At 66.3% G+C, this 24,519-nt stretch carries 13 protein-coding genes; 2 read left to right on the top strand and 11 right to left on the bottom strand.

Annotation, left to right across the window (positions count from 1 at the left end):
• Positions 1-165: 165 nt before the first annotated feature.
• The 10 genes from CTR55_RS25520 to CTR55_RS25475 form a co-directional block, all read right to left on the bottom strand.
• Positions 166-483 (bottom strand): hypothetical protein, encoded by a 318-nt coding sequence (locus tag CTR55_RS25520; RefSeq protein ID WP_296290479.1) that lies wholly within the window; start codon positions 481-483, stop codon positions 166-168.
• The gene (locus CTR55_RS25515; RefSeq protein ID WP_296290478.1) at positions 480-11,858 is read right to left on the bottom strand and encodes a hemagglutinin repeat-containing protein; all 11,379 of its coding nucleotides are present in this window, start codon (positions 11,856-11,858) and stop codon (positions 480-482) included. Before CTR55_RS25515 ends, CTR55_RS25520 begins: the two co-directional genes overlap by 4 nt.
• Positions 11,859-11,904: 46 nt before the next feature.
• The gene (locus CTR55_RS25510) at positions 11,905-13,605 is read right to left on the bottom strand and encodes a ShlB/FhaC/HecB family hemolysin secretion/activation protein (RefSeq protein WP_296290477.1); all 1,701 of its coding nucleotides are present in this window, start codon (positions 13,603-13,605) and stop codon (positions 11,905-11,907) included.
• 167 nt (positions 13,606-13,772) lie between these two features.
• Positions 13,773-14,021, bottom strand: a complete 249-nt coding sequence (locus CTR55_RS25505; protein WP_296290476.1) for a hypothetical protein — start codon at positions 14,019-14,021, stop codon at positions 13,773-13,775.
• Between the two features lie 642 nt (positions 14,022-14,663).
• On the bottom strand, positions 14,664-15,842 hold the full coding sequence (locus CTR55_RS25500) for a gamma-butyrobetaine dioxygenase (RefSeq protein ID WP_296290475.1): 1,179 nt from the start codon (positions 15,840-15,842) through the stop codon (positions 14,664-14,666).
• A gap of 10 nt (positions 15,843-15,852) precedes the next feature.
• Positions 15,853-16,785, bottom strand: coding sequence for an alpha/beta hydrolase (locus CTR55_RS25495; protein ID WP_296290474.1), 933 nt, complete (start codon positions 16,783-16,785; stop codon positions 15,853-15,855).
• Positions 16,786-16,791: 6 nt separating this feature from the next.
• Complete coding sequence (locus CTR55_RS25490) at positions 16,792-17,265, bottom strand: thioesterase family protein (protein WP_296290473.1); 474 nt, start codon at positions 17,263-17,265, stop codon at positions 16,792-16,794.
• 82 nt (positions 17,266-17,347) lie between these two features.
• A complete protein-coding gene (locus CTR55_RS25485; protein WP_296290472.1) occupies positions 17,348-18,313 on the bottom strand; it encodes an L-carnitine dehydrogenase in 966 nt (321 codons plus the stop codon).
• Positions 18,314-18,455: 142 nt separating this feature from the next.
• The gene (locus tag CTR55_RS25480) at positions 18,456-19,340 is read right to left on the bottom strand and encodes a 3-keto-5-aminohexanoate cleavage protein (RefSeq protein WP_296290471.1); all 885 of its coding nucleotides are present in this window, start codon (positions 19,338-19,340) and stop codon (positions 18,456-18,458) included.
• Positions 19,341-19,430: 90 nt separating this feature from the next.
• Positions 19,431-20,369 (bottom strand): choline ABC transporter substrate-binding protein, encoded by a 939-nt coding sequence (locus CTR55_RS25475; protein WP_296290470.1) that lies wholly within the window; start codon positions 20,367-20,369, stop codon positions 19,431-19,433.
• A 212-nt stretch (positions 20,370-20,581) separates the two neighbouring features.
• Between CTR55_RS25475 and CTR55_RS25470 the strand changes: the two genes are divergently transcribed.
• Both CTR55_RS25470 and CTR55_RS25465 read left to right on the top strand, forming a co-directional pair.
• Positions 20,582-21,580, top strand: a complete 999-nt coding sequence (locus CTR55_RS25470) for a GlxA family transcriptional regulator (RefSeq protein WP_296290469.1) — start codon at positions 20,582-20,584, stop codon at positions 21,578-21,580.
• A 351-nt stretch (positions 21,581-21,931) separates the two neighbouring features.
• A complete protein-coding gene (locus CTR55_RS25465) occupies positions 21,932-22,402 on the top strand; it encodes a nuclear transport factor 2 family protein (protein ID WP_296290468.1) in 471 nt (156 codons plus the stop codon).
• 272 nt (positions 22,403-22,674) lie between these two features.
• Here the strand turns inward: CTR55_RS25465 and CTR55_RS25460 are convergent, their stop codons facing one another.
• Positions 22,675-24,303, bottom strand: coding sequence for a GMC family oxidoreductase N-terminal domain-containing protein (locus tag CTR55_RS25460; protein WP_296290467.1), 1,629 nt, complete (start codon positions 24,301-24,303; stop codon positions 22,675-22,677).
• Between the last annotated feature and the right edge of the window lie 216 nt (positions 24,304-24,519).

Here is a 24,519-nt window from a genome sequence, read left to right as displayed (position 1 = left end):
CTGAAGAATCTTTGCACTATTCATTTTTTATTCAGAAAAGTGGGCAGATTTATTTTCTGTACTCTAATCCCGAATCGCCAGCCAGTGTTAGAGTAGAAAAATAAATCTATCCCCTTTTGCCAGTTATTTTCCTAGCCCCCTTCCCTCTAGACGGGATGCCCAACGTCAGTAAATGAATTTAGTGTTTGCTTTACCGTTAGGATCAATAGATAGCACGAATTTTTTCCAATCTCCTCCCGTATGTGACTTCATTAGCTCGTGCAATTCGTGCACGAAGTCGGAAGCATTATCCTCGGGATCATCCAGAAGCTCACTCACCGTAACCCCTCCAAGGATGAACGAATATTTAGAGCCTACTGACCATCCACCATCGTAAGCTTCATACTCGAACTCGCAGCACATTTCGTCATAGTTCCCAGCGGCTGAATCATGCATGATCTGCGTGAGAGAATTTAAAATCCTTACCTGCTGTTCAATACTCATTGCCCTGCCTCGTTCTTGAATGACCTACGCATTTTCTCTCCGTTAACAGAGTAGTCAACCACTAATGAGTCCGGTCGCGCCGATGCCGGATCTGCCCTAGTAAAACGCACTGTTACCGCACCAACCTGCTCACCGCTGCTCAACGCCCTCTTGATACTCATCTCCCAGCGCTTATAGGCAGAGTTATTAAAGTTACTATCCTGCGGGAAAAGATTGAATCGGTCGCAGGTTCCACCATATTGGCAACCTTGGATATGCCCTCCCACGTCTGTTGACAGTCCCTCCTTGCCAACAGCTGTTTGACGCGAATCTCGAACTCCCTTCTCCAGTGATGGTGTGAACGTAAGTTCATCGACATATCCGCTTGAGTTAGTTTTAAACTCTGTACCATTGCTGAGCTTGACTTGGCTATTGGGTGGTGGCTCGTTCAATATCTTGTATTCGGGCGTACCTTTACTAACCCTGGCCACATCAACCTCAACCAACTCCAGTTGAGCTTCCCCTTTGGGCGGCTGATATTTTCCGATTGAAGCAGCCATCCCTTGCTTAACAGCCAAACCACCTATGACCGCGCTCATTCCCCCACGGCCACCGGCACCAGCAGCAGATTGCGCTATCGCCTCGGAGAAGTCATTTAGAAATGCGTCAGTGCTGTCTCCGCCTTGAATTATGAGTTCTCGGCCAAGCGCAAAGCGAGCTTCTTCATTACCTTGGATATCTCCCCACATTAAGAGGGCGTTGGCCGCTTTTTCCTTCCTGACTTCCCGGTTGTAGTCCCACGCAGCTTGTGATTCGTCAGCCAGCTGTTGCTTGATCGCTGCACAACGAGTCGGATCGCTAGTGCATAGGGAAGAAATTTCCTGATCTCGCTCCCGAGAAAGATCGCGATATTCATCTCGAATCTGCTTACGCTCTTCGTCTGTCTCAGCAGCAGCTAAGCGGCGCTCACGCTCCTTCATTTCACCGAGATAAAGGTAGTTGTTCTCAACCGCCGTCTTACCCGCCCCAGCCGCCGCCACAACCCCAGCGCTATCCCCCGTGGCCAAACCACCCGCCATCCCCGCTGCGAGGGTGGAGAGGGCCGAGACGATCTGCCGTTCACTCTCCGTCAGGTCTTCGGGTTTCTTGTTGGGGTATACCGTGGTCGCAATCAGCTCACCCGTCGCAGCACCCGCTGCTCCGGCCACGCCGGAGTTGCCCTGAGCGTTGGCCACAATGGCGCCAAGCACCGCCTGGGCCATGATGCGGGCAGTGTCGTTGTCGCCGGTTTGCTGCTTGATGAGCGTTGCCACATAGGGCGCTGAGGCTCCCGCCACCGCCCCGCCAATATCACCACCGGCCAGGTATTGCAGTGCTGCCGTGACGGCCTGGGCGGCCTGCTGGTAGTTGCTGCCCGTGCCGTACTCTCGCATTACATCCTGGTAGGCCTTGGAGTTGACCAGAGTGTCGTTGTACTTCTTGATCTCCTCGGCCGAAGCGCCTTCCCCCGGCGGATACTTGCCGTCCTTCTCCAGCGCCTTGCGCCCTTCCTCGTTCGCCTTGATCTCGCCGTTGGTGCGGATGATGTCCATCGACTGGCTGCCGATCTGGGCAATCAGCTGCACTTCCTGCAGGCGGCGCTGTTCCTTCTCCTTGTCGAAGATCGGGCTGATGCTTCCGTTGGCGTGCTCGACATCGCGGCTCAGGCTGGCGACATCCTGCTGCTGGGCTTCGCCATTGCGGATGTCGATCGTGCCGGCGCTGATGGCCGAACGGGTGGTACCGCTGTCGCTGTCGCTATGGGTGTAGGCGGTGACCATGCCGTTGGGCGCATTGCCCAGGAAGTTGCCGCCTTCATTCCCGCCGCTACTGGCGGTGGCACCCTGCTGCTGAGTCTTGAAGTCGGCCTCGTTGCGGATGTCGCGCCAACCGAGGGTGTCGGTGCTCAGGCGGTTCTGGTCGGCGTTGGCGGTGCTGGAGATGACGGCGCCGTCGAGCTGGGTGTGTTTGCCCACGTCGATGTCGTAGCCGCCCTTGCCAGCGTAGAGGCCAGTCTGCTCCTGCACGCTGTCATAGTTGGAGTGGATCTTGCTCTTGTCGACCGAGAGGCTGGCGCTGCCGCCGGAGCCGATGATGGCGACACTGACGCCGCCGCTGACGTTCTTCTGCTCGGACTTGTACTCGTCAGTGTCCTGCAGGCTGCGCAGGGTAAGGTCGCGACCGACCTTGGCAGTGATCTGCTCGCCACTGACCTGGGCACCGATGAGGCTGGTATCGCGGCCGCTGACGAGGGTGACCTGGCGGCCGGCATCGACGGTGGTTTCGGTCCAGGTGGTGCCGTTGCCGTGTTCGAAGCCGGTGCCCTTGTTGCCGTTGGCGAAGACACTCAGCCCACCGCCTCCGCTGCCGAAGCCGATGCTGACGCCGACGTTGCCGCCGCTGCTGCTGTTCTTGCCGTCGAGTTTCTGGGTGTTGGAGGCGGCCTCGAGAATGAGGTCACGGTTGGCGGCCAGCATGACGTCCTGGCCGGCCTTGAGCTGGCTGCCCTGGATGCGGATGTCGCCGTCTTCACCGACCTTGCCCGCGCCGGTGGCGAGGATGTTGAGGTTGTTGCCGGCGGTCAGGGTGCTGCCCTGGCCGATGCTCTGCTCCTGAACGGTTTTCGATTTGGATTGCTGCGAACCGAGGGAGATGGCGATGCCGACGAAGTTGCCGGCATTGTCGGTGGTCATGCCACCCTGCTCCGCCGCCTGCCACGCCTGATAGCCGGTCAGGCCGGCTTGGATGCCCTTGAGGGCGGCCAGGCGGCTGTCGTCTTCATGGCGTGCTTCCTTGGACGACTGGTAGGCGGTATTGACCGCGCTGCCGACACTGCCGGACAGGGCCAGGGTCAGGCCGCTTTTCTTCTGCTCGCGGGTTTCCTCGCTGCGGTTGCGGTTCTGCGCCTCGAGGATGCTGACGTTCTGCCCGATGAGGTTGATGTCCTTGCCGGCGACAAGGTCGGAGCCACGGATGGTGAGGTCCTTGCCGGCCTGGATATCGACGTTGCCGAGCACGCTGCCGATGGTGCTGCCGCGGGTCTGTTCGGTGTGGTCGTCCTGGGTGGTCTTCAGGCTGCTGGAGCCGAGGGTCACACCGATCCCACCGCTGCTCATGAGGCCGGACTTCTTCTTCGACTCGGCGTGGCTGGTCTCGAAGCTTTCGGTTGCGCCATCGATAAGTACGTTGCGCCCGGCCAGCAGGCTGGTGCCGTTGGTGGAGGCGACGTCGCTCCCTTGTACGGCGATGTCCTGACCGGCGCGGATGGCGATCTTGTCGGCACTGACCAGGGAGCCGGCCTGGGTGGTGCTACTGCTGCTGTCGATGCGGGTCTTGGTGGTGCTGGAGAGCCCGGAGCTGCTGGTCTTGGTCTTGCGGTAGTAGCTGTAGTCGCTGTCCTGCTCGGAAACCAGGCTGACATCGCGCGAGGCATAGAGGTAAGCCTCACCCGAGGCGCTGACGCTGCTGGCCTTGAGGGCCAGGTCCTGCCCGGCGGCAATGCTGACGTCGCCGCCGGCGGTCAGCTCGGTGCCCTGCTGCTCGACGTGGTCCTTCTGGCTGCTGATCTTGCGCGTGTTGCTATAGCTATGACTCGAATCCGCCGCCGAGGCGAGGGTGACGTCGCGGCCGGCGCTCAGGGCGGCGTCGCGGGCGGCGTCGAGACGGCTGGCGACGGCGTTGAGGTCGCGCCCGGCGCTGATGTCGAGGTCGCGCCCGGCGCTGGCTTCGGCGCCCAGCTGGGTGGTGGTTTCGCTGTAGGAGCGGCGGCCGTTGAGCTGGCCGTTGGTGACTTCTACCGAGGCGATGTTGACGTCGCGGTCGGCGCCGATGAACAGGTCGCCACGGCTCTGCAGCACGCCACCGAGGTTGCTGACGTCGCGGCCGGCGCTGATGTCGAGGCTGTTGGCAGCCTCGATGCGGGCGGCGCTGTCGGCGAAGCTGGTGGTCCAGGTGCGGTTGGCGCTCTGCGCGCTGTCGATGCGGGTGACGCTGCGCTCGTTGATGACATCGCCAGTCAGTGCGGTGAGGCTCACGTCGCGCCCGGCGATGATGCCGCCGGCGGCGTTGCGGATGCTGTCGTCGGCGAGCAGGTCGAGGCGGTTGCCGGCCTGGATCAGCCCGCTGTTGTTCAGGTTGCTGGCACTGGCGCTGAGGTTGTTGCTGGCGCGCAGGGTGCCGGCGTTGTTGAGTGCACCGCCGCTGATGAGGGTGACGTCCTGGCCCTGGATCAGCGCGCCGGTGGGGCCGAGGCGGTTTGCGGCCTGGGCGAGGTAGAGCACCGGGACGAGGACCTTCTCGCCATTCACTTCGGCTTCTTCTAGCCAAACGATGTCGTGGGTCAGGGCCGCGACCTGTTCGGCTGAGAGGCCGACGCCAACGGAGAGTTGCAGGCTGTCCTTGTAGGCGATGGCGTTGTCCATCAGGTAGCGGAACAGGGCTTCGTCGCTGGCCATGCCGTCGATGAAGCGCTGGCCGGTACGGGCGGCCACGGCCTGCTGGATCAGGCGCTGTTCGTAGAGGCCGTCGCCGAGGCGCTTCTGGGATTTGTCCGGGTCGTAGCCGAGCTGGCCGAGCAGGTAGTCGGAGCTGAGGAAGCTCTTCAGGCTGGTCAGCTCGGGGTTGGTCTCGATCAGGTATTTGTGGCTGTTGCTCGGGGTTGCGCTGCTGGGCAGGCCCTGCACGCGGGGGATGTCGAAGCCGTTGCCGGAGGTGGCATTGGCGGTGGATGCGCCGCCACCCAGGGCGACGTTATCGGCCCCACCGACAGCGCCGCCCAGTGCCTGTTCGCGCTGGCCGGTGCCGAGGTTCTGGCCGTTGAAGGTGAGGTCACCGCCGCCCTGCACGCTACCGGCCGCGCCGCCGCTGCCCTGCTCGCCGCTCAGGCGGAACAGGCCGTTGCTGCCGGTGGGCAGGCTGAAGCCCGGCAGGGTGATGGGGTTGACCTGCTGCTGGGCGAGGTCGGGCGGCAGTTGCGAGTTGATCGGCACCACGGTGGTGACCGGGCTGGCACCGATGGCGGTGTCGCCGGTCTTCTGGCCCGGATTGACGAAGGTGTAGTTGTTGCGGATGACGCTGTTGTTGATCTCGCTGGTGGCGGTGATGCTGACGTTGCCGGCGGCCTGGATGATGCCGGCGTAGCTCTGGTCGCCGCTGTTGAGATCGGTGACGGTGCGGTACTGGCTCAGCTCCTGCTCGGTGCGGGCGATGAAGTGGCTCATCGCGACGGCGAGGCCGGCCGGGTCGTTGACGTAGTTGGGGCTGTCGATCCAGTACTGGTCGGTGAAGGCGTTGGCCTCGCTGGTCCAGCTGCCCATGCTGTTGGTGCGCTGGGATTTGAAGACGCGGAAAGTTTCCGTCTCTCCGGTGACTACACCCTGGTTGGTCAGGCTGCCTACGTTGGCGTAGAGATTCTGCCCAGCGCTGATGATGCTGCTGGCATTGTTGATAGAGTCGCCCAGCAGGTTGAGGTTGCCGCCAGCGCTGATAGAGGAGGCGGCAGTGGAACTGAGTACTTCGAGCTTGTCGCGCTCGGTGATTTCCCAGACGCCATTCCGCTTGCCGGAACAGTCAGCGATGCTGTCGTTGAGGTACTTGTAGCAGTTCACCTCAACGATCTGTGCGGTGTACTTGCCGGCGTTGTTGACCACCAGAACCACACGCTCATTGTTCAGCGCGCCGACGTTCAGGCGCATGTCGCCCTGGCTCTCGATGGTGGCGGAGAGATTGTCCAGGCTGGCGGCGCGGCCGCCGTTATCGTCGGCGGCGAAATCGAGGCCGCCGAGGCTGTAGACGTTGGCGAAGCGGTTGGTGAAGTTCTGCGCGCGCAGCTGCATATCGCCGCCGCTGAAGATCAGCGCGCCATTCGCTTCGCCGTCGTTGCGCAGGTTCCAGGCGCTGAGGCGCACATCACTGGCGCCGCCGAGGGTGCCGTAGTTGTTGAGGGTGCCGGCGCTGGCGCTAAGGTTGCCACCGGCGGTGATGCGGCCACGGTTGTTCAGGGTGTTGGCGTTCAGGGTAACGCCCTGGCCGCCGGCAAGGCTGCCGGTCAGGTCGATCACGTCGGCGCCGAGGTTGAAGCTGCCGACGCTGGTGGTGCGCCCCGCACCGCTGTAGGTGCCGCCCAGCTGGATGTCGAGGCTGCCATCGCTGGCGATCAGGCCGTCGTTGGCCCAGTTGCCGCCCCGGCCAATAAGGCTCTGTGCGGCCAGCAGCTGGCCGTACTGCCCCTGGTCGAGCTGGCCGATATCCAGGTTCAGGTTGCGCGCCTGGATGATGGCGTTGTTGGTCCAACTGGCGGCCTGGTAGGTGAGGCTGCCGTTGGAGGTGAAGTTGCCGCCGGCAAGGCCGGCCTGGCCGAGGTCGACGCCGAAGGTGCCGGTGCCGACGTGCAGCACGTTGCCGCCGCCGTTCTGCAGGGCGCCGGTCTGCAGGATCAGGTCCTGGGTGGCGCCTTCGATGCGGCCGAGGTTGTTGTTGAGCAGGCCGCCGCTGACGATCTTCATCTGGCTGGGGCTGGCTGCGCGCAGCAGGCTGACGGGCGTCTGGCCGAGTGCGCGAATGGCGCCGACCACGTTGTTGATGCTGGCCGCACCGAGGGTCAGGTTGCCGCTGCTTTCGATCAGGCCGAACTGGTTGTTCAGCGCGCCGTTCAGGCTGGCGTCGATGTGGCCGGCGCCGATCTTGCCGCCCTGGGCCGCCTGGTCGCCGCCATTGAGCAGCTGGTTGCCGCGCAGGTAGAGCAGGCTGCCGGCGTAGAGGCCGCCGCCCTGGTTGTTCAGGTCGGTGGTGCTGATGCGGTTGTCGCCGCTGACCGCCGAGAGGTGGCCGGCGCGGTTGTCGATGCCGCCGGTGGCGGTGAGGTCGAGGGCCTTGGCCTGGGTGATGCCGGCGTTGTTGCTGAAGGTGCCGGTGACCAGCTTGAGGTTGCCGTTGGCGGCGTTGATGACGCCGCCGCTGTTGTCAAGGCTACCGCTGCCCAGGTCGAGCTGGCCGGTCTGGCTGATGATGCGGCCGTTCTGGTTGCTGAGGGCGCCGGTTGTCTTGAGGGTGGTGTCGCCCTGGCCCTGCAGGGTGCCGCCGCCGTTGGCGATGCTGGCGGCGCTGAGGTTGAGCTGGCCGGCCTTGCTGAAGACCATGCCATCCTGGCCGTTGAGCAGCTCGGCGGTGAGTTGCAGGGTCAGGTCGTCCTGCGCGGCCACGGTGCCGCCGACGCTGTTGTCGAAGCGCCCGGCGAGGACCTTGAGCAGCCCCTGGCTGGCGAGCTGGCCGCCACGGTTTTCCAGGCTGCCGACGCTCAGGTTGAGCGGGCCGCCGCTGGCGATCTTCGAGCCGGCGCCGTTGTTCAGCAGCGCGCCGAGCAGGCCCAGGCGCAGCGCGCCCTGGCTGACCAGGCTGCCGCCGCTGTTGTCGAGGCGGCTGGCGTCGTAGTCGACGCTGGCCGCGCTGATCTGCCCGGCACGGTTATCCACAGCCTTGGCGCTGCCGGTCAGGCCGCCCTGGGCACTGAGCAGGCCGCCGTTGCTGTTGTCCACATCGCCGCCCACGGTCAGGCCGAGCCCGCCCTGGGTGGAAACGATGCCACCGGCGTTGTTCAGGCTACCGGCACCGAGGCCGAGGTTGCCCTTGCTGACCAGCGCGCCAGCACCGTGGTTGTCGAGTACGCCGCTGACCGTCAGGGTCAGCGCGCCATCGCGGCTGGAGAGCGTACCGCTGGCGCTGTTGTCCAGGCTGGCGGCGTTGACCACCAGGCCTTGCCAGCCGGAGAGCAGGCCCTGGCTGGCGTTGCGCAGGGCGCCGGCGTTCAGTTCGAGCTGGCCGGCGCTGATGATCCGGCCGCCGTCGCCGTTGTCGAGCTGGCCGCTGGCAGTGAGGGCGAAGCCCAGGCTGGCGGAGATTTCCCCGCCACGGTTGTCGAGGTTGCCCAGGCCGTTGATCCGCAGGGCGCCAGTGGCGCTGAGCAGGCCGCCACGGTTGTCGAAGTCGCCGCGCTGGGCGCCGTTACCCAGGTCGAGGGTGAGCTTGCCTTCGCCGATCAGCGCGGCCTGCTGCTGGATCAGTTGGGCGACGATCAGGTGCAGGTCGCCCTTGGCGGAGATTTCCCCGCCGTTGGTGGATTCGAGCTTGCCGCCGCGCAGGGTCAGTGCGCCCTGGCTGGTGATCAGGCCACCGGGTTTGCCGGCGGCGCTGGCGCCGTTGAGGACGTTGCCGGCGCCAAGGTCAAGGTCTTGCGCGCCGCTGATCACGCCGTCGCGGTTGTCGAGGTCGGCGGTGGTGGCGTCGAGGCGGCCCTGGGCGAGCAGGCGGCCGTCGCGGTTGTCGGTGGTGCCGGTGACCAGCAGCAGGTCGCCGGTGGCGGACAGCAGGCCACCCTGGTTGTTCAGGCTGGCGCTGCCGACATCGAGCTTGCCGCTGGCGACCAGTGCGCCGTCGCCGTGGTTGTCCAGCGCGCTCTGGCTGCGAACGAGCAGGTCACTGCGGCTGGCGAGGGTGCCGCCCTGGCTGTTGTCGAGGCTGGCGGCGCTGACGCTGAGGCCGTTGCTGCCGGAGAGCACCCCGGCGTTGCTGTTGTTCAGTGCGCCGCTGGTGAGGGTCAGGCGGTCGCCGGAGAGGATCTTGCCGCCCTGGTTGAGCAGAGTGCCGGTGGTGAGGGCGAAGGCGCGGTCGCTGGAAATCTCACCGCCCCGGTTGTCGAGGCTGGCCACGTTGCGCAGCACCAGTTGGCCGGGGCTGCCGAGCAGGCCGCCAGCGTTGTTCAGGGCGCCGCCCTGGAAGTCGAGGTCGACACCGCCCTGGCCGATCAACTGGCCGCCGCCGTGCTGGTCGAGGCCAGCGATGCGACCGTCGATGACGCCGCGCGCGGACAGGCTGCCGCCCTGGCTGTTGTCCAGTTGGGCGGTGGCGAGGTGGATGGCAGCGTCGGTGACGATACGGCCCTTCTGGCTGTTGTCGAGCTTCGCGCCTTGCAGGCGGATATCGCCGGCGGCGCTGAGGATGCCACCGGCGTTGTTCAGGTCAGCGCCGGCGAGGTCGATGCTGCTGTCGCTGAGCAGCTTGCCGCCGCGGTTGTCGAGGGCGCCGGCGAGGCGGGCGAACAACAGGCCGGCGCTGGAGACCGCGCCCCCACGGTTGTCGAGGCTGCCGGCGTTGAGGGTCAGGCTGCCCTGGCTGAGCAGCGCGCCGTTGCCGCTGTTGTCCAGCGCACCGGCCAGTTGAAGCCAGACGCTGTTCTGGCTGTTCACCCGGCCACCCTGGCTATTGTCCAGGCTCTGCCCGGCGATGCTCAGGCCATCACGGCCGGCCAGGGTGCCGGCGCGGTTGGCGATGCGCTGCACCTGCAGGTCGAGGCCGGCGTCGCCGATCACCTTGCCGGCGCCGTTGTCGAGGCTGGCAGCCTGCACAGCGACCTTGGCACGGCTGGAGATTTCGCCGCCCTGGTTGAGCAGATCGATGCCTTTGACGCTGACGCCGTTGTTGGCGGCGACCAGGCCGCCGTTGCGGTTGTCGAGCTGCCCGACTTCGAGGTTTAGCGCACCCTGGGCGAGCAGTTCGCCGCCCTGCTGGCTGAAGCTGTCGGCCTTGGCCTGCAGGTCGCCCTTGGCATTCACGCTGCCCTGGGCGTTGTTCACCTGGCTGGCGTTCAGGCGCAGCGTCGCGCCGCTGTCGAGGGCGCCGCCCTGGCTGTTGTCCAGCTGGCCGACGTCGATCTTCAGGTCGCCCAGGCTGCTGATCACGCCCAGCGCGCTGTTGTTCAGGCTGGCCCCGGAAAGGGTCACGCCGGCATCGCCGACCACCAGCCCGCCACGGTTTTCGAGGTTGCCGGCCTGCACGCCGAGCGCGCCCTTGGCCGAGAGCAGGCCATCGGCCTGGTTGTCGAGCTTGTGCTGGACGCGGGCCTGCAGGGTGCCGTTGCTGACCAGGGTGCCCTTGCCGCTGTTGTCGAGGCTGTCGAGGGTGAAGTCCAGCGACTGCTCGGCGGAGAACAGGCCCAGGCGGTTGTCCAGCGCGCCGCCGCTGACTTGCAGCCGGTTGGCGAAGGCCTGGCCGCTGCGGTTGTCCAGGCGCGCGGCGCTGAGGTTCAGCTGGTCGCTGGCGAGCAGACGGCCCTGGCGGTTGTCCAGGCTGGCGGCGCTGACGCGGGTGGTGGTGCCCTTGAGCGTGCCGCCCTGGTTGTCCAGGCTGCCGCTGGCGTTGGCATCCAGGTGGCGGCTGGCGACCACGCTGCCGCTGTTGCGCAGGTTCTGCGCGGTGATCGCCACGTCGCCCTGGGCATTGCGGCTGTTGTCCGGGTTGACCCCGGCTTCGACGACGCCGCTGTTGCTGACCTGCGCGGCAGTGAGCGCGACACGCTGGCCAGCGGCGAGGCTCTGGCTGTTGCTCAGTTGGCCGCTGGCGTTCAGCTCGGCGACGCTGCCGGCGTAGGCCGGGCCGGTGAGCGCAATGTCGCTGGCCTTGGCGCGCAGGTTGCCGGCTGCGCTGGTGCGGGCCAGGGTCAACTGGCCGTTGGCGTCGATCTGGATGTCGCCGGCGCTGGCGGCCATGTTGCCGGCCAGCTTCACGCCCACGCCCTGCTCGGTGCCCACCAGGCGGATCGCGCCGGCGTACATGCCGCCCAGCGCGGAACTGTCGATGGCCAGTTGCGGCTTGGCGCTGCCGTTGTCGGGCTTGGCGGTGGCGGCGAGCGTCTCGGCGTCCACCTGGTTGCGGCCGGTCACCACGGCGAGTTGCTGCGCGTAGAGGTCGGCGTTGAGCTTGGCGCTGCGGGTGATCAGCTCGAACTGGTCGAGGTTGCTGGCATTCAGGCCGGCGCCTTCGACGCTGATCTCGCCGCCGTCGACGTCGTAGCCACGCAGGCGCTCGCCATCCATCAGCGGCTTGCCGGTGGTCAGGGTGGCGCGCGGGGTATTGATGAAACCGCAACCGTTGCAGGTGATTCCGTGGGGGTTGGCGACGATGACGTGGGCGGCCTGCCCGGCCACTTCGGTATAGCCGCGCAGTTGCGAGGGGTTGGCCCCGGTGACTTCGTTGAGGATCTTGTTGGCCGCGCCACCCTTGAGGTTCGGGTTGCCGACGATGATCCCGCCCAGCTGGGTGGACTGGGTCTTGCCGGTGGCGTTGTTGAGGATCAGGCCGTTCTGCCCGACGTTGTAGTCGCTGAACTTGTTGTGGGAGAGACCCGCGCCGTTGGGCGTGGCGATGTTCACCACGGGCACACCATTGCCCGCCGCGCCCAGGTGCGTGTTGCCACCGGCTGCCGTGTCCACCGCCAACTCGGCAGCCGCCGCGACGATGGGGTTGAGGATCAGGATGCCGGCAAGCACGCTGGCGATGGCCTGGAACAACGGGTGGCGGACGTCCATGTGGGAATCTCCCCAAGTACTGGCTACTAGCTAAAGAGCGAATCGGTCAGAAGAAGAGGTCGACGCGGAAGTACACCGGGTGCTCGCGTCGCTCGATGAGGTCGGGGCGCTCCAGCGAGCGCGCCAGGGTCACGGAGGCGGCGGCGTACTGCCCGCGCGCACTGAACTCCAGGCCGTGGCCGCTCATGCGTCCGGAGAGGCCCGGGTTGTAGCGGTTGTGCTCGATGGCACCGAAGTCGTAGGCGTAGGCCACGCCGTACTCCTGCACCCAGGGCAGCAGCGGTTCCCAGGTCACGGCGCGGCGCCAGCGCAGTTGGTTGCGCCAGTAGTAGCCGGAGTCGCCGGAGAGGGTCTGGTCCTTGAAGCCGCGGATCGAGCTGAGGCCGCCCAGGCTGATGCGCTGCGGGCTGTAGAGCACGTCTTCGCTGTGCTGGCCGGTGGCGAGGCTTTCGAAGCTGAAGGCTTGCTCCCACAGCGTGAACGGCTGCAGGTAGCTCAGGGTCAGGCTGTATTTGTTGTAGCGGGCGGTGGGGCTGCCATGCGGGGCGCCATGCTCGTCATCCTGCGCGCCGAAGGCGCCGATGCCGCGCTGCCAGCCGATGTCGGCGTTGACGAAGGCGCTGCCGATGCGCCGGCCATGGTTGAAGCCCAGGTTGAATTCGCTGAGGTGGGTGCTGGAGACGTCGAGCAGGGTGTCGTCGATGTAGTTGCGCGTGCGCTGGTGGCTGAGGCCGAAGTTCACCCCGGTCTTGCTCACGTCGTCGCGGTGCAGCACGCGCTCGGCACCCAGTTGGTGGGTCTCGTTGTCGCCGTCGTACTTGAAGGCAAAGCCGGCGTCTTCGTTGCGGGTGCGGTAGTAGTTGCGGCTGTAGCTGTAGTTGAAGGTCCACCAACCGTAGGGGACGCTATACCACAGGCTCTGGTTGTCGGAGTGCTTCCAGTGGTCGCTGACCGCGTCCTCGCCGTAGCGCAGGCCGAACTGGTCGGCCAGGCCCAGCGGGCTGTCCCAGTCCAGGCCGACGCCGGCCTGCTGTTCGCCGGAAGTCGAGTCGCCGTTGTTGTCGCGGCTGGCGGAGACGCGCCAGGGCTTGCTGCGCTCGCCCTTGAGCTGCACGCGGCTGCCGCCCACTTCCTTGCCCGGCACCAGTTCCATCTGCGCCTGGCGCGAAGGCAGGCGGTTGATCTGGTCGACCAGCTGTTCCAGGTCACGCAGGTTGAGGACTTCGCCGGTGACGCCGGGGAAGGTCATCGCCAGCTCGCGCTCGCTGGCCAGCTCCGACTGCTCGAAACCCTCGAAACGGCCTTCGACCACGATGATCTTCAGCTCGCCGCTGGAGAGGTCCTGCTGCGGCAGGTAGGCGCGGGTGGTGACGAAACCGCGCGACAGGTAGTGGTCGGTGATGCCCTTGAGCAGCTCGTTGAGCTGATTGACCCCCAGGCATTTGTCCCGATACGGCGCCAGCAGCGCTTCACGCGAGCGCACGTCGAGGTGCTCGGCGCCTTCGAGGGTGATGGTGCGAATGGCAAAGCAACGGGTGTCCGGCGCGGTGGTCGACGGTGCTTCGGTCGGCGCCTTGCCGGGGAGCTGCTGGAGCTCTTCCAGGCGCTGGCGCTGTTCGCGCAGCAATTGTTCCTGGCGCTGGCGCTGAAGGTCGTTGTCACCCGGCGAGGGGAGTGGCGCGGCAAAGCTTGCCGAGGCACAGCAGAATGCCAGGAGGGGCACCCAGCCACGGTAGAGAGCATGCATCCTTATGATCCCTGTCATCAGGCCAAGCGGCCAGTGCATCCGAAAAAACGGATTGGATCATATTTGATACATGATGCCCTTAGGCCACCACCTCGACGAGCTGTAAGCCATTTCCCAATTTCTGGGAGATGCAGCGCATAAATAACATGTGACTGTGTGCCCGATTGTCACACTTTGGGCACCAACGCCGGCAGCAACTGCCGGGAGATGGCCTCGCGCACGGCGGGCAGCAGGGTGGCGTTGCCGGCGAGCATGCTTTCCACGAGCCGGCGCAGCGCCAGCGAACGCTCTGGGGTCAGGCCACGGACGGCGTATTCGCACGCCTGTTCGGCAGTGGCGTCCGGCGGCACGGCGAAGCCTAGCGCCTGCAGGCGTTCGCGGAAATCGTCCTGGTCGATCAGGTCGGCGTGCATCATCGCGGTTCTCCTTGGGAGCGGCGGGGGTCTGCATCGATTCTGGTAAGCCTGGCAAGGCACGGCAAGCACCTGCCCGACGGAATGTCCGCGGCGGGCAAGCGCAGGTCGTTTTCGACTAACCGAGGCGACGGCGCGGCGAGCAGACTGGCTGCATACCCTGCGGCCGGCACCGGCGCCAGCTGTGGGGCCCCGCAGACGAAAGAGCCCGAGTTGGCTCGATTTGTCCCCTGCCGCGCGTCGGGCGCCGCAGGGGATTTTTTTTGCCCGGATGAACGTGCTGTTTGTAGGAGCGAGGGGGCGCCCTCGTTATTGCTCGCGAACGGGTTACCCGGCGACGCCACTGCTGGGCGGTTCGCGAGCAAGCTCGCTCCTACAGGTCGGCAGGTCTGCGCCTATGGGTTCTTTCGTAGACCGTAGGGCGCATGAGCTGGAGGCGATCCAGGCGTTTGATTCCTTTCACAGAAGCGTCAGGAGGAACACGTCGTAGGATGGCGTGGAGCGAAGCGATACCCATCGATTACCGCGCGGCGATCCGCATGGGTATCGCTTCGCTCCACCCATCCTACGTTGGAGGTCCGTCGGCGAGACCGGCGCTGGGGGAGACATAGAATCTCCTACAGCGTTCGGCGCGAGCCGGGAACATCAGCGACCGCGCTGCAACACCAGGATGCGCGACAGCAGTTCGTCACGGTCGATGTAGCAGCCCTGCAGGTGGCGTTCGCCGCTGGCCGGATCGAAAGCGGTGCGGGCGTGCAGGGTGCGGCGGTTGTCGAAGCTCCACATCTGCCCGGCGCGCAGCTTCTGTTGCAGGCGGAAGCGCGGATCACGGGTGAGCGTGAGGAAGGCGCGCCAGGCGTGGTACAGCGCGTCCATGCGCTCGGCCGGCGCATCGAAGGGGCCGCGCAGGAAGTTGGCGATGCGGATTTCACTGATCTCGCCCCGCGCGTCCAGGGCGATCACCGGCGCCAGGCAGTGGTAGTCGCTGCGGCGGTCCTTGTTGCGGAATTCAATGGGCATCTCGCAGAGCGTGCGGAAGTCTTCCGGCGCTTCGTCGCGCAGCGCCTGGGCGATGGCGAAGCCGTCGACGAACACGCTGTCGCCGCCATCGGCGTTGTTCACCAGGCAATGCAGGAATTGCAGCCCCGGTTGCAGCTCGCGGGTCGGCAGGTCGGTATGCAGCGGCAGGTTGAAGGCGGTGTAGGCGTTGCTGTCGGCGGCCTCGGCCTTGGACTTCACGTCGAACAGTACGCCGAAATTGGTCTCGCGGATGAAGGCAATGCGCTGGGCGATGCGCTGCAGAGAGCCAGGCGCGGTGGGCACGCCGTCCACGCGGCTGAGGCCGAGGTCGCGCAGGGCGAGCATCCATTCCAGCAGCGCGGAGTCGTCGTCCATCAGTTGGTCGTGCTGGAACACCGGCACCTCGAAGTCACGGCGCCAGACGCGGGTGGTCTGGTGCGCGGCCAGGCGTTCGGCGCGGGACTCGTCGTCATAGGCGTGGGCACGCAGCCAGCCGGGGTCGAAGCGGCTGCGGTGGCCGTCCTGCCAGTCGATGCACAGCTGGCCCTGGTCGAGGCTGGCGCGGGCCGGGGCGAGGTTCGCGGGGACGTCGATGATTTCCAGCACCTGTTCGCGGGTGACGCTGTAGACGCACTCGTTGCAGGGGCAATTGTCGCGCAGCCATTGATGGTGGAAGGGGCTGACGCGGCCGTCGGCCCAGAGCACTTCGAGGCGGTTCTCCAGCGGCCGCAGGCTGGCCAGTTCGGCGGTCAGCCGGTAGGTGCGCCAGTCGGCGACGCCGGGGTTTTCCAGCGTGGTCTGCATGCGTTGCTCCTCATCGATTCAGGCTGCGGCGCAGAGCCGCGATCAGGGCGCCGCGCAGGGCATCCACTTCCGCCACGCGCCGGGCGCGCAGGCAGCCGTGGACCAGCCCGGCACCGGGGAAGTAATCCACCGCCACACCGGCTGCGCGCAGGCGGTCGCGGTACAGCGCGCCGTCGTCGCGCAGCGGGTCGAACTGGGCGACGCCGATAAAGGCTGGCGGCAGGCCGCGCAGGTCTTCGGCCAGCAGCGGCAGCGCCAGCGGGTCGCGCCAGTCGGCGGGGCGCGAGAGGTAGGCGGCGAGGTATTCGTCCACCGCCGCGCTGGTCATCAGTGGCGCGTCGGCACAGGTGGTGCGCGAGGGCGTGTCGAGGTTGCCCAGTGCGGGGTAGATCAGCGCCTGGGCCAGCGGCAGCGCTTCACCACTGCCACGCAGGGCCAGGCAGAGCGCGGCGGCGAGGTTGGCGCCGCCGCTGTCGCCGGCGACCGCGATGCGGGTTTTATCCACAGGCTCGCCGAGGCCGTCCTGGTGAATCCGTCGCCAGGTGTCGAGGCAGTCGTTGAGGGCGGCGGGATAAGGGTGCTCGGGCGCCAGTCGGTAGCTGATGGCGACCACCAGCGCGCCGAGTTCGGCGGCCAGGGGAATGCAGATCATGTCGTGGGTGCGGGCATTGCCCAGCACCCAGCCGCCGCCGTGGAGGTAGAACAGCGTGGGCCAGCCGCTCGCCGGCGGCGCGCCGTCAGGCCTGTAGAGGCGCAGTTCGACCAGTCCTTCGGGCTGCACGTCGCGCACCAGCAGGCCGGGCGGGATCGGCGGCGCAAAGGCAGCGGCCATGCGCTCGTAGTTTTCCCGCTGGGCGTCCAGGGTTGGGCCCGCCAGGGGATGGGCCTCTGTCTCGGCGACAAAGGCCTGCATGGCATCGGACAGCGGATAGTGCCGGCTCATGCCCGTTCAGCCCGGCAGGCCGATGACGCGGCCGACGTAGTCCGGGCGCGGCAGTGGGCGGTGGGCTTCGGCCAGCGCCAGCACGCGCTCCAGCACCGCGCCTTCGAAGGGCGCCGAACGCGCGCCGCCTTCGAGGTTCACGTGCAGCAGCATCTGCTCGCTGACGGCCAGGGCGAGGTCTTCGTTGGCGCGGTGCAGGCTGTGGAAAACGTGCAGGCGCTTGCGGTCATGGGCGATCAGTTGGCTGCGCACTTCGACCCTCTCGCCCTCCTTCACCTCGTGCAGGTAGTTGAGGTGCACTTCGAGGGTGAACAGCGAGTCATTGGTCGCCGCGCGGTGGTCGGCGTCGAGGCCGAGGTGGTCCATCAGGGCGTCGGTGGCGTAGCTGAACAGCAGCAGGTAGAAGGCGTCGCGCAGGTGGCCGTTGTAGTCGGTCCACTCGGCGAGGATGGGGGTTTGGTAGGTTTTCAGGGCGTGCATGGCGCGGCTTCCGTGAGGCCCTCACCCCAGCCCTCTCCCAGAGGGAGAGGGGGCGGTTCGGAGCGGGTGATGAACCGTGAGGTTAGTCGGCGAAGGCGAAGCCGTGCTTGGACTTGGTGTCCTTGATCGCCCCAAGCACCGCCAGCAGGCAGTCGTCGCGGTAGCGCTCCAGCTCGGCGATGCTGCGGCTGCCCTGCTGCTCGGCGGTGCCTTCCACCACGCGGTCGATCAGCGTATCGGTCAGTTCCGGGGCGGGCAGGTAGGTCCAGGGCAGTTGCAGCGCCGGGCCGAACTGGGCCATGAAGTGGCGCATCCCGGCGTTGCCGCCGGCCAGGGTGTAGGTGAGGAAGGTGCCCATGAAGGACCAGCGCAGGCCGGCGCCGAAACGGATCGCGTCGTCGATCTCGCCGGTGCTGGCAACGCCGTCGTTGACCAGGTGCAGCGCCTCGCGCCAGAGGGCTTCGAGCAGGCGGTCGGCGATGAAGCCAGGCACTTCCTTGCGTACGTGCAGCGGGCGCATGCCGAGGGACTCGTAGACCTGGATGGCGGCCTGCACGGCTTCCGGCGCGGTCTTCGCACCGCCCACCACTTCCACCAACGGCAACAGGTACACCGGGTTGAACGGGTGGCCGACCACGCAGCGTTCGGGATGCGTGGCGTCGGCGTAGAACTCGCTGGGCAGCAGGCCGGAGGTGCTGGAGCCGATCAGGGCGTTGGGCTTGGCGGCGGCGCTGATTTTCGCGTGCAGCTCGCATTTCAGGTCGAGGCGTTCGGGGGCGCTTTCCTGGATGAAGTCGGCGCCGCGCACGCACTCCTCGATGGTGGCGACGAAGCGCAGGCGATCGGGCGAGGCGCCGGGGGCGAGGCCGGCCTTTTCCAGCGCCGGCCAGGCATTGGCGATGCGCGCGCGCAGCGCGGCTTCGGCGCCGGGAGCCGGGTCCCAGGCGATGACGTCGAGGCCGTGGGCCAGGGCGCGAGCGACCCAGCCGCTGCCGATGACGCCGCTGCCGAGGGCGGCAAAGGTCTTGATGTGGGTGATGAAGGACATGGGTGGCTCCAGCAGGAATGGGGGATTACCTGTAGGAGCGAGCTTGCTCGCGAACAGAGTCAACCGGCAGCTCAAGAGCTGGGCGGGTTCGCGAGCAAGCTCGCTCCTACGAAGAGCAGTTAGGTCAGTACGTGGGCCGGAATCAGCGGGGTTTGAGGTTCATCTTCCTGCGCCCCTCGGCCGGGGTCAGGGCACGCCCGCCCAGGCGCTCGATGATCTCGATGGCGCGTTCGACCAGCTGGCCGTTGCTGGCGTGTACGCCACGGTCCAGCCAGATGTTGTCCTCCAGGCCGACCCGCACGTTGCCGCCCAGCAGCATGGCCTGGGCGACCATCGGCATCTGCGAGCGACCGATGCCGAAGCCGGCCCAGGTCAGGCCGTCGGGGATGTTGTCGGCCATGGCCTTCATGGTGGTGGTGTCGGCCGGGGCGCCCCACGGGATGCCGAGGCAGATCTGGATCAGCGGGTCTTCCAGCAGGCCTTCCTTGAGCATCTGCTTGGCGAACCAGAGGTGGCCGGTGTCGAAGATTTCCAGCTCGGCCTTCACGCCCAGCTCGGTGATGCGCTTGGCGCCGGCGCGCAGCTGGGCCGGGGTGGAGACGTAGATGAAGTCGCCGTCGCCGAAGTTCAGGGTGCCGCAGTCCAGGGTGCAGATTTCCGGCAGCAGTTCCTCGACGTGCTTGAGGCGCTCCAGCGGGCCGACCAGGTCGGTGCCGGCGCCGAACTCCAGCGGCTGCTCGCCCTGGCCGATCTGCAGGTCGCCGCCCATGCCGGCGGTGAGGTTGATGATGACGTCGGTGTCGCTTTCGCGGATGCGCTCGACCACTTCACGGTAGAGCTTCACGTCGCGGCTGGGCTTGCCGGTCAGCGGGTCGCGGACGTGGCAGTGGGCGACGGTGGCGCCGGCCTTGGCCGCTTCAATGGCGGCGGCAGCGATTTCCTTCGGGGTGACGGGAATGGCGGGGTGCTTGCCGACGGTGTCGCCGGCGCCAGTCACCGCGCAGGTGACGATTACTTCATGGTTCACGGTGGCTGTCCTTCTTCGGGTCGAACGCACCCACTGCGCGCCGGGCGACACGCAGGGAGTTACGGGTGGGAGGTTGGCTTTTTTGGAACGCTATTTCAGTGAGGCCTGGACGGCGGCGAGGCCGTCCTTGCCGTCGAAGGTGGTCACGCCGTCGAGCCAGGCCTTGAGCGGATCGGGGTTCTGTTTCAACCAGGCCTTGGCGGCGTCCACCGGCTGGCTGCGGTCGAGGATCGGCACCATCACCTGGCTCACCTGCTCGCTGCTGAACTTGAGGTTGTGCAACAGCTTGGCGACGTTGCCGCACTGCGCCTGGTAGCCGCCGGCGGTCATGATGGAGACGGTAGCGGAGCCTTCGTTGGGGCCGAACACGTCGTCGCTGCCGGTGAGGTATTTCATGTCGATCTGCAGGTTCATCGGGTGCGGCTTCCAGCCGAAGAACACCACCCATTGCTTGCGCTTGATGGCGCGCTTGACCGCGGTGAGCATGCCGGCCTCGCTGGACTCGACGATCTGGAAGCCCTTCAGGCCGAACTTGTCGTCGGCGATCATCTTCGCGGTGATGCGGTTGGAGCCGCTGCCGGGTTCGATCAGGTAGATCTTGTTGCTCAGCTTGTCCTTGAACTTGGCGATGTCGGCGAAGGTCTTCAGGCCGCCGTCATAGACGTAGCTGGGCACGGCGTAGGTGGATTGCGCGTCGGGCAGGGTCGGCGGGGTGATCACGTCGATCTGCTGCTTGTCGAGGTAGGGTTTGGCCACCGGCTGCATGGTCGGTTGCCAGTAGCCGAGGAAGACGTCGAGCTGCTTGTCGGCCATGCCGGCAAGGATGATCTGCTGCGAGGCGCTGGTCTGCTTGACCTTGTAGCCCAGGCCGTCGAGCACGGCCTCGGCCACGGCGCTGCTGGCCACCACGTCGGTCCAGTTGACCGTACCCATACGCACGTTCTGGCACTGGGCGGGCTCGGCGGCCCAGCTGGTACCGGCGGCGAGCATGAGCGCGGCACAGCCGAGCGCTCGGATCGATAGCTTCATGACTTCTCCCTCAAGGCCTTTGCGGCGTTGGTTATCGTTGTTGTGTGTCATGCGGCCCTCACGGGGGCTGGCGTCCAAGTTACGCAGCGACGCGACGGGTGAGTCGCACGGTGGCGACCGGCTCTTGCACAGCAGCGACCTCCCCGATTGCCAGGGCGACGTCCTTGGTTCATAAGCATGGGCAGGCTGCCACCCATTGCACGGTACCCGCCATGTCCCAAGACTTCTGGTTTCTGCTGTTGCCCGGCTTTTCCGTGATGGGCTTCGTCTCCGCCGTGGAACCGCTGCGGGTGGCCAACCGCTTTCGCGGCGAGCTGTATCGCTGGCACCTGATGAGCCTGGACGGCGGCCCGGTGCTGGCCAGCAACGGCATGTCGATGAACGCCGACAGCGGCCTGGAAGCGCTGCGCGAGGGCGACACGCTGCTGCTGGTGGCCGGCTTCGAACCGCTGCGCGCCTGCACCCCGGCACTGCTGCATTGGTTGAAACGCCTGGACCGCGAGGGCGTGACCCTGGGCGGCATCGATACCGGCAGCTTCGTGCTGGCCGAGGCCGGGCTGCTGCAGCGCCAGCGCTGCACGGTGCACTGGGAGGCGCTGGAGGCCTTCCGGGAGACTTATCCACAGGTGCAGGCGACCCAGGAGCTGTTCGAGATCGACGGGCCACGCATCACGTCCGCCGGCGGCACTGCGTCCATCGACCTGATGCTCGACCTGATCGCCCAGGCCCACGGGCCGGAGCTGGCGGTGCAGGTATCGGAGCAGTTCGTGGTCGGGCGCATCCGTACCCGTCAGGATCACCAGCGCCTGCAGGTCGCCAGCCGCTATGGCGTTTCCAACCGCAAGCTGGTGCAGGTGATCGGCGAGATGGAGCGCCACAGCGAGCCGCCGCTGACGACGCTGGAGCTGGCCGAGCGCATCCAGGTGACCCGGCGCCAGCTGGAGCGCCTGTTCCGCCTGCACCTGAACGACACGCCGTCGAACTTCTACCTCGGCCTGCGCCTGGACAAGGCGCGCCAGTTGCTGCGCCAGACGGACATGAGCGTGCTGGAGGTCGGCGTCGCCTGCGGCTTCGAGACGCCTTCGTACCTGTCGCGCAGCTATCGGGCGAAGTTCGGGGTGTGCCCGAGCCAGGATCGGGTGGGGTTGCGCAAGGTGGCGGGCAGTCATGGTGTTGCGGCCAAGAGCCCCTCTCCCCAGCCCTCTCCCTGAAGGGAGGGGGCATCCGCTCTCGTAGGACCGAGGGGGCGCCTAGCCCTTGCTCGCGAACCGCCCGGCCCTGTAGGGCGCATAACGCCTACGGCGTTATCCGCCACCATGGCGCATAACCCGTTCCGGGTTATGCGCCCTACACGCCTTAATGGCCGGGGACGATTCTGTAGGAGCGAGCTTGCTCGCGAACCGCCCAGCCTCAGCACCACCGGTTGACTCTGTTCGCGAGCAAGCTCGCTCCTACGAAAAGCAGGTTGGCAATATCTGTGGGATCGCCGTCATTTACCCCGTCCGGGGTCGGGCGGAGTATGGAGACCAGGCACCCAACTCTCACTGCCCTTGGAGACCACCATGAGCGAAGCCCGTCCCCCTCTGCCGCCCTTCACCCGCGACACCGCCATCCAGAAAGTCCGCCTCGCCGAGGATGGCTGGAACAGCCGCGACCCGCACCGCGTGTCGCTGGCCTATACGCCCGACAGCCGCTGGCGCAACCGCGCGACCTTCGTCGAGGGCCGCGAGCAGATCGTCCAGTTCCTCACCGGCAAATGGGTGCGCGAGCAGCAGTACCGGCTGATCAAGGAACTCTGGGCGTTCACCGACAACCGCATCGCCGTTCGCTTCGCCTATGAATGGCACGACGACTCGGGCAACTGGTTCCGCTCCTACGGCAACGAGAACTGGGCCTTCGACGAGAACGGCCTGATGTTCGAGCGCCACGCCAGCATCAACGACCTGCCGATCAGCGAGGATGAACGCCTGTTCCATTGGCCGCAGGGTCGCCGGCCGGACGATCATCCGTCGTTGAGCGAGTTGGGGCTGTAAGAACAGTTATCCGCAGGGGAGCCTGAGGCACCCGTAGGATGGCGTGGAGCGAAGCGATACCCATCGATCACCGGCAAGCCCGCTGATGGGTATCGCAAGCTCCACCCATCCTACGAATGAGCTTCCCGGTGACTGTAGGACCAAGGGGGACGCCGAGCCGTAGGGCGCATAACGCGCCAGCGTTATCCGCCGCAAGGGCCGGCGGATAACCTGTTCCAGGTTGTCCGCCCTACTACCGGGTTCGCGAGCAAGCTCGCTCCTACAGAAAGCCGTCAGACCGGGACTGCCTGGGAGGGAGCTGCAGCAGTGGCGCGGCTCTCTTCCAGGATCATCGCCGCCGCGCGCTCGCCGAGCATGATGCAGGGCGCGTTGGTGTTGCCGCTGATGAGCGTCGGCATGATCGAAGCATCTACCACGCGCAGCCCCTTCAGGCCGTGCACGCGCAGGCGCAGGTCGACCACCGCCAGCGGGTCTTCGCCCATCTTGCAGGTGCCCACCGGGTGGAACACGGTGGCGGCGTAGTCGCGCAGGTGGTCCATCAATTGTTCGTCGGTCTGCACCTGCGGGCCGGGCAGCATTTCAGCGCCACGGATGCTGTCGAACTCCGGCTGGGCGAGGATCTTGCGCGCCAGCTTCACGCCTTCCACCAGCACGCGGCCGTCTTCCTCGTTGGCGAGGAAGTTGTAGTCGATCTCGATGTCACCACCGGGCTTCACCCGCAGCTCGCCGATGCTTTTCGGGCGCAGCACGCAGGTGTGTACGGCATAGCCATGGCCCCACTCGAACAGGCGACCACGGTGGCTGCGGTAGCCGGGCACGAAGTGGAACTGCACGTCCGCCAGGCCTTCCGCCAGCGGGGTGCGGGCAAAGCCGCCAGCCTCGACGTAGTTGGTGGTCAGCCAGCCCTTCTTCGCCAGCAGGTACTTGAACGGCGAGAGCAGGATCTGCGGCAGCGAGCCGAGGGAGAAGCCCAGGCTCAGCGGGCTGGGCGAGCGCACTGTGACCAGGCCGTCGAGGTGGTCCTGGAGGTTCTTGCCCACGCCCGGCAGGTCGTGTTTCACCGGGATGCCAGCGGCTTTCAGCTCGGCGGCCGGGCCGATACCGGAAGCCAGCAGTATCTGCGGCGAGCCGAGGGAGCCGGCGCAGAGGATCACCTCGCGGCGCGCCTGCAGGCGTTCGCCGCTGCGCAGTTCGATGCCGGTGACGCGCTGACCTTCGAGCAGCAGGCGACCCACCTGGCGACCGCTCAATACGGTGAGATTCGGCCGTTGCAGCGGCGCGACGAAGGCGCGGTAGCTGCTCAGGCGCCTGGCGTCCTTCTGGGTCAGGTTGTAGATGCCGACGCCTTCGAATTCGCGGCCGTTGAAGTCATCGTTGCGGCGCAGGCCGATGCGCTCGCCGGCCTTGATGAACAGGCTGGACAGCGGGTTGGGGTCGCGCGGCTTGTCCACCACCAGTTCGCCGACGGTGCCGTGCAGCGCCGGGTCCTGGCCGAGCAGGTTGCGTTCGGATTTCTTGAAGAACGGCAGCACGTCCTTCCAGCCCCAACCTGGGCAGCCGTCCTGTTCCCAGCGGTCGTAGTCCGAGGCATGGCCACGGATGTAGATCATGCTGTTCATCGAACTGGAGCCACCCAGGGCCTTGCCGCGCGGGCAGTGCAGCGAGCGGTTGTTCAGACGCTTCTGCGGCGCGGAGTAGAAGTTCCAGCTGAAGATCTTGCTCTTGTACAGGGTGATGGTGCCAGCCGGGGTCTGCACGCGCGGGCTGGCGTCGCTGCCGCCGGCTTCCAGCAGGCAGACGCGCACCGACGGGTCGGCGCTCAGGCGGTTGGCCAGGACGCAACCGGCGGAGCCGGCGCCGACGATGAGGTAGTCGAAGGTGGAGTCGTGGGTGGAGGACATTGGGGCTCCCTTTGGAGTGTGGCGTGAATGGGTTGAGGGGCAAGCTCACACACCGCCACAACACCCAACCTGTAGGAGCGAGCTTGCTCGCGAACAAACTCACCCGCAGGTCCGGCGCTGGGCGGTTCGCGAGCAAGCTCGCTCCTACGAAAAGCACCGCGCTCGCCGGCTAACTACAGCAATAGCCGGGCTCCGTAGGGGGCCCCTCCTCACGGA

The sequence above is a fragment of the Pseudomonas sp. genome (assembly GCF_002796985.1).
Classification (GTDB): domain Bacteria; phylum Pseudomonadota; class Gammaproteobacteria; order Pseudomonadales; family Pseudomonadaceae; genus Pseudomonas.
This window is presented reverse-complemented; position numbering and strand designations above follow the sequence as displayed.

What these genes read in the sequence shown, in the direction of transcription:
- CTR55_RS25510 (WP_296290477.1), bottom strand. Translation starts at nt 13,605, where the DNA reads ATGCATGCTCTCTACCGTGGCTGGGTGCCCCTCCTGGCATTCTGCTGT.
- CTR55_RS25490 (WP_296290473.1), bottom strand. Translation starts at nt 17,265, where the DNA reads ATGCACGCCCTGAAAACCTACCAAACCCCCATCCTCGCCGAGTGGACC.
- CTR55_RS25470 (WP_296290469.1), top strand. Translation starts at nt 20,582, where the DNA reads ATGTCCCAAGACTTCTGGTTTCTGCTGTTGCCCGGCTTTTCCGTGATG.
- CTR55_RS25465 (WP_296290468.1), top strand. Translation starts at nt 21,932, where the DNA reads ATGAGCGAAGCCCGTCCCCCTCTGCCGCCCTTCACCCGCGACACCGCC.
- CTR55_RS25475 (WP_296290470.1), bottom strand. Translation starts at nt 20,369, where the DNA reads ATGAAGCTATCGATCCGAGCGCTCGGCTGTGCCGCGCTCATGCTCGCC.
- CTR55_RS25460 (WP_296290467.1), bottom strand. Translation starts at nt 24,303, where the DNA reads ATGTCCTCCACCCACGACTCCACCTTCGACTACCTCATCGTCGGCGCC.
- CTR55_RS25515 (WP_296290478.1), bottom strand. Translation starts at nt 11,858, where the DNA reads ATGGACGTCCGCCACCCGTTGTTCCAGGCCATCGCCAGCGTGCTTGCC.
- CTR55_RS25505 (WP_296290476.1), bottom strand. Translation starts at nt 14,021, where the DNA reads ATGATGCACGCCGACCTGATCGACCAGGACGATTTCCGCGAACGCCTG.
- CTR55_RS25520 (WP_296290479.1), bottom strand. Translation starts at nt 483, where the DNA reads ATGAGTATTGAACAGCAGGTAAGGATTTTAAATTCTCTCACGCAGATC.
- CTR55_RS25495 (WP_296290474.1), bottom strand. Translation starts at nt 16,785, where the DNA reads ATGAGCCGGCACTATCCGCTGTCCGATGCCATGCAGGCCTTTGTCGCC.
- CTR55_RS25485 (WP_296290472.1), bottom strand. Translation starts at nt 18,313, where the DNA reads ATGTCCTTCATCACCCACATCAAGACCTTTGCCGCCCTCGGCAGCGGC.
- CTR55_RS25500 (WP_296290475.1), bottom strand. Translation starts at nt 15,842, where the DNA reads ATGCAGACCACGCTGGAAAACCCCGGCGTCGCCGACTGGCGCACCTAC.